The following is a 13,193-nucleotide window of genomic DNA, read 5'->3' on the forward strand; positions in this document are numbered from 1 at the left end:
GGTGCCGCCTCAGCGCGGGTCCGGGCCGTCCAGCAGCGAGGGATCCCGCCGGATCATCTCCGCCAGCCGGGCCGCCGGGTCCGACTCGACCGAGTCCTGCCCGGGGGCGGGCACCGTCTTCACCGACATGGGCCACGCCGGCGGGGGCGTCGGCGCCGAGGCCGGGCCCACCGTGACCGCGGGGCCCGACCAGGAGACCCGCAGCGGGTACGCCTGGTCGCCCACTTCCACCCGCAGCGTGACGGCGACCCCGGGGTGGTCGGCCACGACCCGCCGGACCGCGTCGGCGACCTCCTCGACCGGGTCACGCCGCGCCGGCGCCGCGCCGCCCCGCAGCCGGTACGCGCCGTGGCCCGCCCGCCCGTTGCCCGGCTCGGCCGGCAGTTCCTCCGGGACCACGTCCTGGTCGGTCCCGCCGGCCGGTTCGCCGGGCGCCCGGCGGCGCATCGCCTCCTCGCGCCGCGCCATCCGGGCCAGTGTCTCGTCCAGATCACCTCTCATGGCGTCCACCCCTTCGCCAGACAACGGATCGAAACGACTGTCGGTGTTCAGCCCGCCCGTGGCTGCGGGGCGGGCCCGTCGCCGCGCCGCCCCGAACGGGTCGCCCGGTCCAGCGCCCGGTCCAGGACGACCAGCAGGGCGTCCCGGACGGAGAGCCGGTCCCGGGCGTCGAACTGCACGAGCGGCACGTGCTCCGCGATCGCCAGCGCCCAGCGGATCGACGGCAGGTCGAGGGCCAGCCGCCCGTCGAAGGCGTTGACGCCGACGGCGAACGGCAGCCCGGAACGTTCGAAGAAGTCGATGGCCGGATAGCAGTCGTCGAGGCGGGCGCTGTCCACCACCACGAGCGCGCCGAGCGCCCCCCGGGCCAGGTCGTCCCACATGAAACCGAACCGCGCCTGACCGGGCGTACCGAAGAGGTAGAGCTTGAGGCTGCGGTCGATGGTGACGCAGCCGAAGTCCATGGCGACGGTCGTGGTGGTCTTCCCGGCGACGCCGCCCGGGTCGTCGATGCCGATCCCGACGGTGGTCATCTCGGCCTCGGTGGTCAGCGGCGCGATCTCCGAGATCGCCCCCACCGTGGTGGTCTTGCCGACCCCGAACCCGCCGGCGATCAGGATCTTGACCGGGATCGGCGGGCGGGGCGCCGGGACCCGGCTCACGATCGGGGCCGGTTCCTGGGGCGGCACCCCGGGCGGCAGGTACGGCAGCGGCGGGGTGGGCGGTGGCGGTGTGGCGCGGCCGATCAGCGGGGCCGGTCCGCCGTAGCGGCTCGGGGCGCTGTTCGCGGACGGCCCGCCCAGGGCCGCCGCCGGCCATTCAGGAGATCGCACGAAGTCCATCAATCACTCGCAGGATGATGTCGGGATCGAGGGCGTCGTCGCCGTCCGCGACGTGCACGTCGAGATGGCCGGCGGCGCGGAGGTCGCCGACGAGTACCCGGGTCACACCGAAGTGCATCCGGGTCCGGGCGGAGATCTCCGCCACCGAGACGGGCTCGGCGCAGATCGCGACGATCGCCGCCAGTTCCGGGGACAGCCGGGCCGTCACCGCCCACGAGGTGCTGCCCGGACGAGCGGTGACCTGGGTCTCCAGACCGATCGCCGGGTCGCCGTCCACTCGTCCGGCGGTCAGCACGAACGGGCGCGGGCCGGTCGGCTCCCCGTCGCCCGCGTCCGGCTCCGGAACCGGAACGGACGCGTGCAGGAAGGGGCGGACCCGGATGCCGGGTTCCGGCTCCGGGTCCGCGCCGGCGGCCCCCGGGATCATTGCTGAACGGCGTTCTTCAGCTCGGCGATCAGGCGGGGACTCAGGGCGCCGCCGGCCCGGCCGGCGAAGAGCGTCATCTCGTATGCCACGGTGCCCAGGTTGGCCGTCCGGTCGGCGACGACGCCGAGGACCGAACCACTGCTGATCGCGCTGATCAGCAGGTAACCCTCGGCCATGTCGACGATCACCCGGTTGAGCGCGCCCAGCGCGTACCAGCTCGCGGCGCCTCCGGCGAGGCTGGTCATGCCGGAGACCACGGCGGCGAGCCGTTCCGCGTTGGACCGGTCCTTGATGGCGGACATGGCCATCAGCAGCCCGTCCGAGGAGACCGCGATCGCCTCCATCACCCCGGCGGTGCTGGAGGTGAACGAGTCGAGCAGCCAGTTGAAGGTGCGCGCCTCGGGGCTGAGGTCGCCGGCGGCGCTCTGTTCGATGTTGTCGTGCAAGAAGGGGCTGGTCACCGTGATGGGTCCTCTTCGTAATGACGGTCTGGGCTGACTTCGCGCAGAGCGCGGGCGACGCCCGCCTCGAATTCGTTGACGAGATTGCGGACCTCGACGGGGTCGCCGGGGTCGGAGCTGGCCGGGGGCGTGGACTGGACCGGGGTGTCGGCCAGATTCGCGCCCGGCACCCGCCGGCTCAGCCGGGGACGCTCCGTTGCGGGCGGGACGAGGGTGATGTGGCCCTCGGCCCGGCGTACGCCGTCCTGGAACGCCTCGACCAGGGCCCGGACGGATGCCGGATCGGCCGGTACGCCGATCAGCGGCCCGCCGGTCGCCGGGGCGGCCGGGGTGGTGGGCGCGGGGGCCGGGAGGTTCGCGCCGGGCACCCGCTGCCGGATCGGCGACCGCGTGCCGGGCCGTCCGGTGGGCGGGCCGACCGGTTCCGGCCCGGCCGGGGCCGACGGGCGACCACCGGCGGGGGGCGCCGTGCGGGCCGGACCGACCGGCGGGGCCGACGCCGGTCCGGCGGTCGGTACGGGCGCGGACCCGACGGTCGGCGTGCGCGCCGGCCGGACAGCCGGTGGCGACGACGGCCCGACGGCCAGGCCGGCCCCGGCGGCCGGTGCGAGGGCCGGGCCGGCGGGCGGCGTCAGGGCCGGACCCGCCGGTGGGGTCAGGGCTGGGCCGGCCGGCGCGGTGCGGGTCGGGCCGGTCGTCGGCCCGGCGGCCGGGGGAGCGACCGGGACCGGGCCGACGACCGGTGTCGGCGGGGAGGTACGGCCGGGGTGCGCCACCGGCCCGGCCGGCCGGGTGGCGGGCGCACCTGCGGCCGGCGGCCAGGCGGGCGGCGCGCCGGCGGTGGGCAGGCCCGGATCCTCGGCCGGCTCCGGAGCGTCGTCCCGCTTGCCGAAGGCGTTCCACGGGTTGCCGCTGGACATGCTGCGGGTGGCCCGGCTCAGCAGCTCCGCGTCGAAGCCGGCGGGCGGTTCGACCGCTGCCGTCCCGTGCTCGTGCCCGCCGGGCGGCACAGCGGCCAGCGTGGCGGTGGCGAAGACCGGCTCGGGGCGGCGGACCACGAGCGAGTCGGCCGGGACCTCCAGGGTGGCGGTGACTCCGCCCCCGGGGGTCGGCGTCAGCCGGACGTGCCAGCCGTGCCGCCGGGCCAGCCGGCCGACGACGAAGAGGCCGAGCACCTCGGTCGGGGCGAGGTCGAGCCGCTCCCGGCGGTCGAACCGCGCGTTCTCCTCGGCCATCCGCTCCTCGGTCAGGCCGATGCCGTGGTCGACCACCACGAGCCGGGCGCCGCCGTCGGTCAGCTCGCCGGTCACCACCACGCGGGTGTGCGGCGCCGAGAAGGAGGTGGCGTTCTCCATCAGCTCGGCCAGCGTCAGCACCAGGTCGCCGACGATCGCCGGCGCCGCCGCGACGCCGGGCGGCACCTCCACGTCGACGCGGGTGTAGTCCTCGATCTCGCCGAGCGCGAGCCGGACCACGTCGGCCAGCGGGACCGGCGCCACGTGGCCGTCCGAGCCGGTGGCGCCGGAGAGCACCACCAGGCTGCCCGCGTTGCGGCGCAGACGGCTGGAGATGTGGTCCAGCCGGTACAGGTGCTCCAGCCGGCCCGGGTCCGTCTCCTGCCGCTCCAGCCGGTCGATGAGCGCGATCTGGCGGCCGACCAGGTTCTGGGTACGCCGTCCGACGTGGCCGAACATCTGCGCCACGTTGCGGCGTCCGGCCACCTGCCGCTCGACCAGCCGGGCGGCGGTGTGCTGCACCCGGTCGAACGCGCGGGCCAGCTCACCGATCTCGTCCCGGGCGCTCACCTCCACCGGGTCGAGGCGTACCGGGGGCACGCTCTCGGACTCGTCGTCGGCGACCCGGGTCAGCTCCGCCTCGGCGACCCGGGCGACCCGCTCGGCGGAGCGGGTGAGCCGGCTCAGCGGGCGGGCGACGGTACGGGCCACCGTCATGCTCAGCAGCACCACGACCAGCAGGATGACGCCCGCCGCCACGGTGACCAGCCAGGCCGCGGTCAGAGCCTCCCGCTCCCGGGCGCGGGTCTCCGCGATGACGTCCGCGACGACCTTCTTCTCGACGAACTGGCCCAGCGTGATCATCGACCGGGACGCGGGGAAGAGCACGTCCAGCGAGACCGGCGCGATCGCCGCGTCGGGGTCCCGGAGGCTGTCCACCAGGAACGTCGGGCTGGTCCGCGCGGCCACCGCCGCGTCGTCCAGCTCGGCCACCTTGAGCTGCTCCGGCGTGATCAGCCGGCGGAAGCGCCGGTTGTCGACGTTGAGCGCCGCCATGCACGCCACGAACGACCGCGACATCCGCGGGTCGCCGGTCGCCTTGACCAGCACGATCTGGGTGGTGCAGGAGCTGAGCGCCTCGTCGACGCGCAGCAACGCGTCCAGGGCGAGCACCTGCCGCCCGGCGGCGGTGTCGGTGTCCACCTGGTACGGCAGTCGCAGCGCGTCGATCAGGGCGGTGTCGACCTCGCTGAACGCGGTCAGGATCTGGTCCGGCCTGGCCCGGCCGGCGAGCGTGGCGGTGCGGACGTCGTCCAGCTTGCGTACCCCGTCGAGGCTCTCGCGGACCGTCGTCGGCAGCGTCTCGGCGCGCAGATCGGCGACCCGGTCGTCGACGGTGGCCGACTTCTGGATCAGCTCGGTGCGGGACACCCGTCCGAGCAGCAGCCCGACCGAGAGCAGGCGTTCCTGCTGGAGATCCTGGACCAGGCTGCCGACGCGGCTGGCGATGCGGACCGTCTCGGCGGTGTCGGCGGCCCGCTGCGCGGCGGCCACCCGGTCGATGACCACCGGAACGGCCAGCCCGACCATGCTGAGCAGCGGGATGATCACCAGCAGGGCGAGCTTGCCCCGGATCCGTAACCTAGCGAGCAGCATCGAACGGCCTCCACCGGTCGGCGTCGCCGCCCCGGCCGACGGCGACCGGCTGGCGGTCACCCTCGGACACGGTGATCGGCGGGTCAGCGTGGACCGCCGGTGGCGGTCCGGCCTCGGCCGGCGTGCGGCGCGCCGGGGGAGGGCCGGCGGCCCGCGCCCGCCGTAGCGCGGCGAGGTGCAGCGCGGCGATCCCGGCGAGCAGCGCGACAGCGGTGCCGGCCGCGGCCCGGCCCAGCAGGCGGTCCCGGTCGATCGCGTCCAGCCGTTCCTTCAGCAGCGCGTCGAGCTGGTCGAGGATGACCGTCCGGAGCTGCTTGGCGGCGTTCTGCGCGGTGATGCCGGCCTGGGTGAGCTGGTCGGTGCTCGGCGCGGACCGCCCGCCGCCGGGCGCCGAGTACACCGAGAACGTCTCCAGCGAGCGCTGGTAGGTGTCCAGCGGGGTGAGCACGTTGGCGCCCAGGTCGGTGCTCTCCGAGCTGTCGACGGCGGAGCGCAGGTCGGCGACGAGGTCGGTGGCCGGGCCGAGCGCGGCGACGCGCAGCTCGGCCAGTTCCGCGCCGGTCCGCGCGCGCTCGGCGGCGGGGCGCTTGGCCGCCAGCCGGGCCAGGTCGACGAGCCGCCCGGCCAGCACGGTCGCGGTGGGCAGGTCACCGCCGATGCCGTCCTGGAGGAAGAACGAGTCCGAGCGCGGGTCGCGGATCAACCCGGAGCTCTCCCGCACCTTGCGGTAGAGGGCCAGGAGCAGGTCGGACGCCTCGCCGTAGGCCCGGAAGGCCGCCTCGGGGTCGCCGAGCCCGCGGTCCGGCAGCGACTCGAGCTTCGCCCGCAGCCCGGCCCAGCGCTCGTGGGTGCGCAACTCGTCGCCGACGGCGCTGTCCACCTCGGCGACGCCCTCGATCGCGGCGGTGAGCGCGCCCCGGGAGACGGCTCCCTCGGCGACCGCTATCGCCTGGGCCTCCACCAGCGCGTCGGTGATCGGGCCGAGGGCGCGCAGGTAGCGCACACCGAGCCGTTCCCGGCTCGCCAGGTCGTGATCGTCCGCGGCGCTGCTCTCGGACTGGGCGAAGATGAACCCGAGCGGTACGAGCAGCGCCAGCACCAGCAGCAGGGGAAGCGTGCGGCCCGGTACGGCGGGCCGCCGACGGACCCGCGGCGCGGGGACTGTCATGGTGTGTCTCCTCCGGCGACGGCGGGGCGTTCGGTGCCCCGGGAGGTCGCCGTACGCAGTCCCGTGCACCGGACCGGAAAAGTAGCCGAACCGGACGTCTGTGCAACCTCGGCCGATGAGTCGGCTTCACGTCAGTCCATTCTGGGCGACGCTGAGTGAGCTTCGACGTCACTCAGCGTCCGATCATGTTGCCGAGAAGTGACATCGACGATGGTTTGCGCGTGTAGATGTGAATTCACATGATCCGAACATGTGCCGCTGGGATGCTCTGGACCTTTGGCGGACGACGGTGGGCGAACGACGAACGGCGCAACCGGACGGACGTACGGCGGATCTCAGCGAATGCACAGCGATCGGCCCGTACCGTGTGCCGCATGAGATCACCAGTCGCGCGGATCCGGCGCGCCCTGGCCGGACGCCCACGCCGGATCGTCGCCGTCGTGGCGGTGGTAGTCCTCGTCGCCGCCGCGCTCGTCTGGGTGGCCCGGCCGCAGAGCCCGGACTTCCGCACCGAGTCGGCGCTGGTGACGGTCCGCTCCGGGCCCTCCGGTGACGAGCCGGTCGAGCTGGACACCACGCTCTACCTGCCGGACCGCGCGTCGGAAGCGAACCGCGTGCCGGCGGTGCTGCTGGCGCACGGGTTCGGTGGCACCAAGGACTCGGCTCGCTCCGACGCCGAGGACCTGGCCGCCCGGGGGTACGCGGTGCTCACCTGGACCGCCCGCGGCTTCGGGCGCAGCGGCGGCCAGATCCACCTGGACAGCCCCGACTACGAGGTGCGGGACGCCCAGCGCCTGCTCGACCGGCTCGCGGCCCGGCCGGACATCCGCCTCGACTCGCCGGGCGACCCCCGCGTCGGCGTGGTCGGCGGCTCGTACGGCGGCGGCCTGGCCCTGCTGCTGGCCGCGCAGGACCAGCGGGTCGACGCGATCGTCCCGATGATCACCTGGAACGACCTGTCCCGCGCGTTCCTGCCGGAGAGCACCGGCCGGCAGCCCACCGACGGCGTGTTCAAGAAGGGCTGGGCGGGGATCTTCTTCGGTGGCGGCGGGAACGCCGGCTCCGGTCCGGCCGGGCTCTCCGGGGCCACCGCCGCCGCGCCGGAGGGCGCGCCCGAGTCGGCCGGACCGCCGAGCCCGCAGCCGGGCGCCGGTCCCGGTACCGGCTCCGGTCGTGCGCCGGCCGGCGCCGCCGACCCGTCCTGCGGGCGCTTCGCCGCCGACGTCTGCGCCGCGTACCTGCGTATCGCGACCACGGGCCGGGCCGACGCGGCGGCGGTCGAGCTGCTGCGCCGGTCGTCGCCGGCCGGCGTGCTGGACCGGATCAAGTCCCCGACGCTGCTGGTCCAGGGCGAGGCGGACACGCTCTTCCCGCTGGCCGAGGCGGACGCCAACGCGCGGGGCATCGCCGCCGCCGGCACGCCGGTGCGGGTCGCCTGGTTCACCGGCGGCCACGACGGCGGCTCCGGACCCACCTCCGACTCCGACCGGGTGAAGTTCCTGACCGCGCAGTGGCTCGACCACTACGTCAAGGGGGACGGGGCGGCGCCCGGCGACACGTTCACGTTCTCCCGCATCGCCGGGTTCGACGCGCTCGACCGGGGCCTGGTCGCCACCGGCTTCCGTACCGCCGACTATCCGGGCCTGGCCGGGGAGGACCGCCGCGAGGTCACGCTCGCCGGTCCGCCCCAGCCGGTCGCCGTACCGCCCAACGGCAACCCGGCGGCGATCTCCTCGGTGCCGTTCGCCGGCGCGCTCGGCTCGCTGCTGGACGGCGTGGCCGGTGACATCCCCGGCCAGCACGCCCGCTTCGAGTCCGCGCCGCTGGACGAGCCGGTCGACGTGGTGGGCGCGCCCACCGTGCGGATCCGGGCCGCCTCCCCGACCGGCGAGGCGGTGCTGTTCGTGAAGCTCTACGACGTCGACCCGCAGGGGACGGCCACGCTGCCGTCCGGCCTGGTCGCGCCGGTGCGCCTGACCGGCCTGCCCAGCTCCGTCGACGAGGCCACGCCGGTCACCGTCACGCTGCCGGGGATCGTCCGCCGGGTCGAGGCCGGGCACCGGCTGCGGCTCGTGGTGGCGACGTCGGACCAGGCGTACGCCTCGCCGGCCGAGCCGGCCGTGCACACGGTGGCGCTGGCCGACGGGCCGCTGACGCTGCCCACCGTCGAGGCCACGCCCATCCCCACCACGGCAGTGGTGTGGCGCTGGGCGCTGGCCGGTCTGCTCGCGGCAATCGTGCTCGGGCTCGTCGTGGTCGTGCTGCTCACCCGCCGCCGGCACCGCCGCCAGGACAACTCCGTGCACCCGGAGTACGCGGGCGTCCCGCTCGCCGTGCGCAACCTGCGCAAGGAGTACGCGGACGGCTTCGTCGCGGTCTCCGACGTCGACTTCGAGGTGCACCCCGGGCAGGTGGTCGGCCTGCTCGGCCCCAACGGCGCGGGCAAGACCACCACGCTGCGGGTGCTGATGGGGCTGACCCAGCCCTCCGCCGGGGAGATCTACGTCTTCGGGCACCGGCTGGTGCCCGGCTCGCCGGTGCTGTCCCGGATCGGCGCGCTGGTCGAGGGGCCGGGCTTCCTGCCGCACCTGTCCGGCCTGGACAACCTCAAGGCGTACTGGCGGGCGACCGGGCGGCCGTGGGAGGACGCGCACTTCGACGAGGCGCTGGAGATCGCCGGCCTGGGCGACTCGGTGCACCGGCGGACGAGGAAGTACAGCCACGGCATGCGGCAGCGGCTGGCCATCGCCCAGGCCATGCTCGGCCTGCCCGAGCTGCTGGTGCTGGACGAGCCGACGGACGGGCTGGACCCGCCGCAGATCGCCGAGATGCGCCGGGTGCTCCAGCGCTACGCCACCGACGGCCGGGCGGTGCTGGTCTCCAGCCACCTGCTGGCCGAGGTGGAGCAGACCTGCACGCACGCCGTGGTGGTGAACAAGGGCCGGATCGTCGCCTCGGGTCCGGTCGAGGAGATCGTCGGCGAGTCGCCGAGCGTGCTGTTCGAGGTGAGCGACCCGGACGCGGCGCGTACGGTGCTCGACCGGCTCGACGGCGTACGGGTGCTGCCCGACGCCGAGGGCGCGCTGGTGGTCGACACCAACGGCACCGCGCGCAGCGAGGTGGTGGCCGAGCTGGTCCGGGCCGGTATCGGAGTGGACCGGGTGGTGCCCCGGCACCGCCTGGAGGACGCGTTCCTCGCCCTGGTCGGCGAGAACTCTCGGGGAAGCGGGGACCGGTGATGGCGGGTTCGTCTGTGGCATCGTCGCCTGGTGGCGGCACGTCCGGGCCCGGCGCGGGCGGTGCGGCGGCCGGTTACCGGCCCTCGGCCACGCTTCCGTTCGCCGCGGAGTTCCGGCGGCAGGCGTCGCGCCGGCGTACCCAGCTCGCGCTGGGGTTCATGGTGCTGCTGCCGCTGATCATCCTGGTGGCGTTCCAGTTCGACTCCGGAGACGACGACCGCGGCGGGCGGGGCGAGTTCTCCAGCCTGGCCGACCTGGCCACCTCGGGCGGGCTCAACTTCACCCTGTTCTCGATCCTGGTCTCCGCGTCGTTCCTGCTGGTCGTGGTGGTGGCGTTGTTCTGCGGCGACACGGTGGCCAGCGAGGCGAGCTGGGGCAGCCTGCGCTACCTGCTGGCGGTGCCGGTGCCCCGGGCCCGGCTGCTCGCGGTGAAGCTGGTCGTCGCGCTCGCGTACTCCGGGCTGGCGCTGCTGTTGCTCGCGGGCACCGCGCTGCTGGTCGGCACGCTGCGGTACGGCTGGAAGCCGTTGAGCAGCCAGGTCTCGGCCGAGCTGGCCCCGGCCGACGGCTTGCTGCGGCTGCTCGGGGTGCTCGGGTACCTGGCGGTGGTGCTGCTGGTGGTGGCCGGGCTGGCGTTCCTGCTGTCGGTGACCACCGATGCCGCGCTCGGCGCGGTCGGTGGCGCGGTGCTGCTCTGGATCCTGTCCAGCATCCTGGATCAGATCACCGCGCTGGGCGGGCTGCGGAACCTGCTGCCCACCCACTACAGCAGCGCCTGGCTGGGGTTGCTGTCCACGCCGATGCAGACCGACGACGTGGTCAAGGGCGCGTTCTCGGCAATCGTCTACGCCACGTTGTTCTGGAGCCTGGCCTTCTGGCGTTTCACCCGCAAGGACGTCACCAGCTGAGGTGACTGTCGGGGGTACCCGCATTGGCGCGTCCGCCCATATCATGGGAGCGTTCCCATGCAATTGTCCCGCCTGCAAAGAAATTGATTAACATCGATACGTGCAATCGCCATCCTGGAGCGGTCAAACACCCGCCCCAGGAGGTCACACATGATTCCGACCCAGCTCAGCGGCCCTGTCCTGTCCCTGTTCCGCGCTGTTGTGGGGCTGCTGTTCCTATGCCACGGCGCGGCGTCGATATTCGGCGTCCTCGGCGGTAACCGAGGCTCCGGCGAGGCCGTCCCGTTCGCCACCTGGCCCGGTTGGTGGGCGGCGCTGATCCAGCTCGTCTGCGGCGTGCTGGTGCTCGTCGGCCTGCTCACCCGTCCGGCCGCGCTGCTCGCCTCCGGTTCGATGGCGTACGCGTACTTCACTGTGCACCAGCCGCAGAACCTGCTGCCGCTGCAGAACGGCGGCGAACTGGCGGCGCTCTTCTGCTGGTCGTTCCTGCTGGTCGCCGTGCTCGGCCCGGGCAACTGGGCGCTGGACGCGCTGCTCGCCCGCCGCCGCGCCGCCCCGGCCGAGCCCGCCACCGCGTCGCCCGCCTCGGTTCCGGTCTGATCCGCCGCCCGGCGAGATCGCGGTACGGGAGGGCGCTTCCGTGCCGCGATCTGAGTCAGAGCGGGTTGACCGGCGAGGTCGAGGGGGCCGGTGGATCGGAGCGCGGGGGCGCCTGCGTCGCCGGGTCGGCGTCGCGGCGCTTCCAGGCGCTGACGCCGAGCCGGCCGGTGTTCCCGAGGTCGATCGGCCCGTCCAGCTCGACCGGGTACGCCGGCCGGCCGGTCGACGGGGCGACGTCGAGTTCGGCGCCCGCGGTGGCCACCACGGTCGGGTCGGTGACGAGGTTGCGCCAGATCAGCGCCGCGCCGGCCCGTTCGCCCGGCGCCAGCACGATCCGGGTGGGCGGGTGGTCGAAGCCGGCGGTGATCGGCGCGGCGCCCGGGATGATCCGTACCGCTATCGCGTCCCCGTCGGCGTCCCGGAGCGCGACCGCCGGATAGCCACGCAGCTCGTACGGGCGGTCGCCGCAGTTGACCAGGTCCAGGCCCATCGCCCGCAGCCCCATGGCCGCGCTCACCCCGAGCCCGGTGATCCGGATGCCCTCCGGGGAGCACGTGGCGGCGGGCTCGGCGCCGGGCCGGGGTGGCGCCGACGGCGGCCCGTCGACCGGGGCCGGTGCCGGGGTGCAGCCGGCGAGCAGTGCCGCGCCGGCGAGGAGCCCGATCCGGGCAGTCGCCTTCCGCATCAGGCGATCATGTCATCCCGCCGGGAGTGGCGGGGGAGGCTGATCATTGCGGCCGGGCGGGCGCGGTGAGGACGGCGTCGAGCAGGCCCGGGTAGAGGCGGTCCAGCTCGTCGCGGCGCAGCCGCACGTACCGGGTGGTGCCCGCGATGCGGGTGCGGGTCAGGCCCGCCTCGCGCAGCACCTTCAGGTGGTGGCTGCGGGTGGCCTTGGAGACGCCGAACTCGAACGAGCCGCAGGCGTGCTCCCCGCCCGGCGCGAGCGCGCGCACGATCTGCAGCCGCACGTCGTCGGCCAGCGCCGCCAGCACGGCGGTGACCGGGACGTCGCGCAGCTCGGGTTCGTGCAGCTCCATGTGACTACGATAACCCATGTTCGACAATCGTCGAACAAGCTCCTAGAGTCGTGGCGTTTGGTTCGACGATACTCGAACATAGGAGCTGGGATGCGCTTCCGTTCCGCCGCCTTCCCGATCTTCGCAGTGCTCAGCTGGGGCGTCATGTTCCCCGTGCTGGCGAGCGCGCTGACCCGGGTGGACGCCCTCAACCTGACCACCACCCGGTACGTCCTCGCCACCGCCGTGCTGGTCGCCCTGCTGCTGGCCCGCGAAGGGCTGGCCGCACTCGCCACGCGCGGGCGCGCGGCCGAGGTGTGGCTGCTCGGCGCACTCGGCTTCGCCGGCTTCAACACGCTGACGAACCTCGCCCTCGGCCACGCCACCCCGCAGCAGATCGCGCTGTTCGGCGCCACCGTGCCGCTGATCACCCAGCTGGTCCGCTGGGCGCGCGACGGCGTACGCCCCCGCCCGGCGCTGCTCGGACTGGCACTGGTGGCCCTGGTCGGCGTCGGCCTGGTGATCACCCGCGGCCGGCTGGACGGGCTCGGACAGTTCGGCGTCGGCGGGCTGCTCATGCTGGGCGCGGTGATCGGCTGGGCCTTCTACACGCACGGCGCGAGCCGGTTCCCCGAATGGTCGGCGCTGCGCTACACCACGCTGACCGCCGTCACGGGCATGCTCGCCATGCTCGCCGCCAGCGCCGTCGCCGACCTCACCGGGCTCCAGCACGCGCCGGCCGCCGCCGACCTCGTCGCGGTCGCCCCCCAACTGGCGTACGCGGTGCTGATCGCCGCCGTCCTCGCGGTGCTGGCCTGGAACACCGGTGTACGGCGACTCGGCCCGGCCGACGCCGCGCTGTTCATGAACCTGGTGCCGGTGGTCACGTTCGCGGTGCAGATCCTGCGCGGGTACCGGCCGGTCGCGATCGAGCTGGTGGGCGCCGGGCTGACCATCGCCGCCCTGGTGGCCGCGAACCTGGTCACCCGTACCCGCCCGGCAGCCGTGACCACGACGGCGCCGGAGCCGCTCGCGGTGGTGGACCGGCCCGCCGTGGTGGAGCCGGCCGCGGTGGTCGGACGCTGAGCCGGCCCACAGCGTGGGATCCCGGGGTGGCGCGGCCGTGAGCAGCGCATAGAC

12 protein-coding genes are annotated in these 13,193 nt (G+C 74.5%); 4 read left to right on the forward strand and 8 right to left on the reverse strand.

Going from position 1 to position 13,193, the window contains the following annotated elements; all coding sequences use genetic code 11:
* Nucleotides 1-9: 9 nt before the first annotated feature.
* Genes HA073_RS26910 through HA073_RS26935 form a run of 6 tightly spaced genes read right to left on the reverse strand, consistent with a single transcriptional unit; the run spans nt 10 to nt 6,290 of the window.
* On the reverse strand, nt 10-501 hold the full coding sequence (locus tag HA073_RS26910) for a hypothetical protein (protein WP_043330885.1): 492 nt from the start codon (nt 499-501) through the stop codon (nt 10-12).
* A 47-nt stretch (nt 502-548) separates the two neighbouring features.
* The gene (locus tag HA073_RS26915; protein ID WP_176722823.1) at nt 549-1,343 is read right to left on the reverse strand and encodes an ATP/GTP-binding protein; all 795 of its coding nucleotides are present in this window, start codon (nt 1,341-1,343) and stop codon (nt 549-551) included.
* Nucleotides 1,321-1,770 carry a DUF742 domain-containing protein gene (locus HA073_RS26920; protein WP_043327976.1) on the reverse strand — a complete coding sequence of 150 codons (450 nt, stop codon included), beginning with the start codon at nt 1,768-1,770 and terminating at the stop codon, nt 1,321-1,323. The genes HA073_RS26915 and HA073_RS26920 overlap by 23 nt, the downstream gene beginning before the upstream one ends.
* Nucleotides 1,767-2,231, reverse strand: coding sequence for a roadblock/LC7 domain-containing protein (locus HA073_RS26925; protein ID WP_043327977.1), 465 nt, complete (start codon nt 2,229-2,231; stop codon nt 1,767-1,769). The genes HA073_RS26920 and HA073_RS26925 overlap by 4 nt, the downstream gene beginning before the upstream one ends.
* Nucleotides 2,228-5,122 carry a nitrate- and nitrite sensing domain-containing protein gene (locus HA073_RS26930; RefSeq protein WP_166457575.1) on the reverse strand — a complete coding sequence of 965 codons (2,895 nt, stop codon included), beginning with the start codon at nt 5,120-5,122 and terminating at the stop codon, nt 2,228-2,230. Before HA073_RS26930 ends, HA073_RS26925 begins: the two co-directional genes overlap by 4 nt.
* Nucleotides 5,109-6,290, reverse strand: coding sequence for a hypothetical protein (locus HA073_RS26935; protein WP_069088727.1), 1,182 nt, complete (start codon nt 6,288-6,290; stop codon nt 5,109-5,111). The genes HA073_RS26930 and HA073_RS26935 overlap by 14 nt, the downstream gene beginning before the upstream one ends.
* 374 nt (nt 6,291-6,664) lie before the next feature.
* Between HA073_RS26935 and HA073_RS26940 the strand changes: the two genes are divergently transcribed.
* From HA073_RS26940 to HA073_RS26950, 3 genes are all read left to right on the forward strand, one after another.
* Entirely contained in the window at nt 6,665-9,529 is a 2,865-nt protein-coding gene (locus HA073_RS26940; protein ID WP_166457576.1) for an alpha/beta fold hydrolase, read from the forward strand.
* On the forward strand, nt 9,529-10,437 hold the full coding sequence (locus HA073_RS26945) for an ABC transporter permease (protein WP_043327978.1): 909 nt from the start codon (nt 9,529-9,531) through the stop codon (nt 10,435-10,437). The genes HA073_RS26940 and HA073_RS26945 overlap by 1 nt, the downstream gene beginning before the upstream one ends.
* A gap of 150 nt (nt 10,438-10,587) precedes the next feature.
* Nucleotides 10,588-11,037, forward strand: coding sequence for a DoxX family protein (locus HA073_RS26950; protein ID WP_113973542.1), 450 nt, complete (start codon nt 10,588-10,590; stop codon nt 11,035-11,037).
* A gap of 55 nt (nt 11,038-11,092) precedes the next feature.
* Here HA073_RS26950 and HA073_RS26955 read toward each other — a convergent pair whose 3' ends face one another.
* Both HA073_RS26955 and HA073_RS26960 read right to left on the reverse strand, forming a co-directional pair.
* A complete protein-coding gene (locus HA073_RS26955; protein ID WP_113973541.1) occupies nt 11,093-11,722 on the reverse strand; it encodes a DUF4232 domain-containing protein in 630 nt (209 codons plus the stop codon).
* Nucleotides 11,723-11,765: 43 nt separating this feature from the next.
* Complete coding sequence (locus HA073_RS26960; RefSeq protein WP_043327981.1) at nt 11,766-12,074, reverse strand: helix-turn-helix transcriptional regulator; 309 nt, start codon at nt 12,072-12,074, stop codon at nt 11,766-11,768.
* 90 nt (nt 12,075-12,164) lie between these two features.
* On the opposite strand from HA073_RS26960, the gene HA073_RS26965 reads away from it, so the two are divergent.
* On the forward strand, nt 12,165-13,139 hold the full coding sequence (locus HA073_RS26965; RefSeq protein ID WP_166457577.1) for a DMT family transporter: 975 nt from the start codon (nt 12,165-12,167) through the stop codon (nt 13,137-13,139).
* Nucleotides 13,140-13,193 lie beyond the last annotated feature (54 nt).

Origin of the sequence: Micromonospora sp. CMU55-4 (assembly GCF_011602315.1) — a bacterium.
GTDB lineage: Bacteria > Actinomycetota > Actinomycetes > Mycobacteriales > Micromonosporaceae > Micromonospora > Micromonospora chalcea.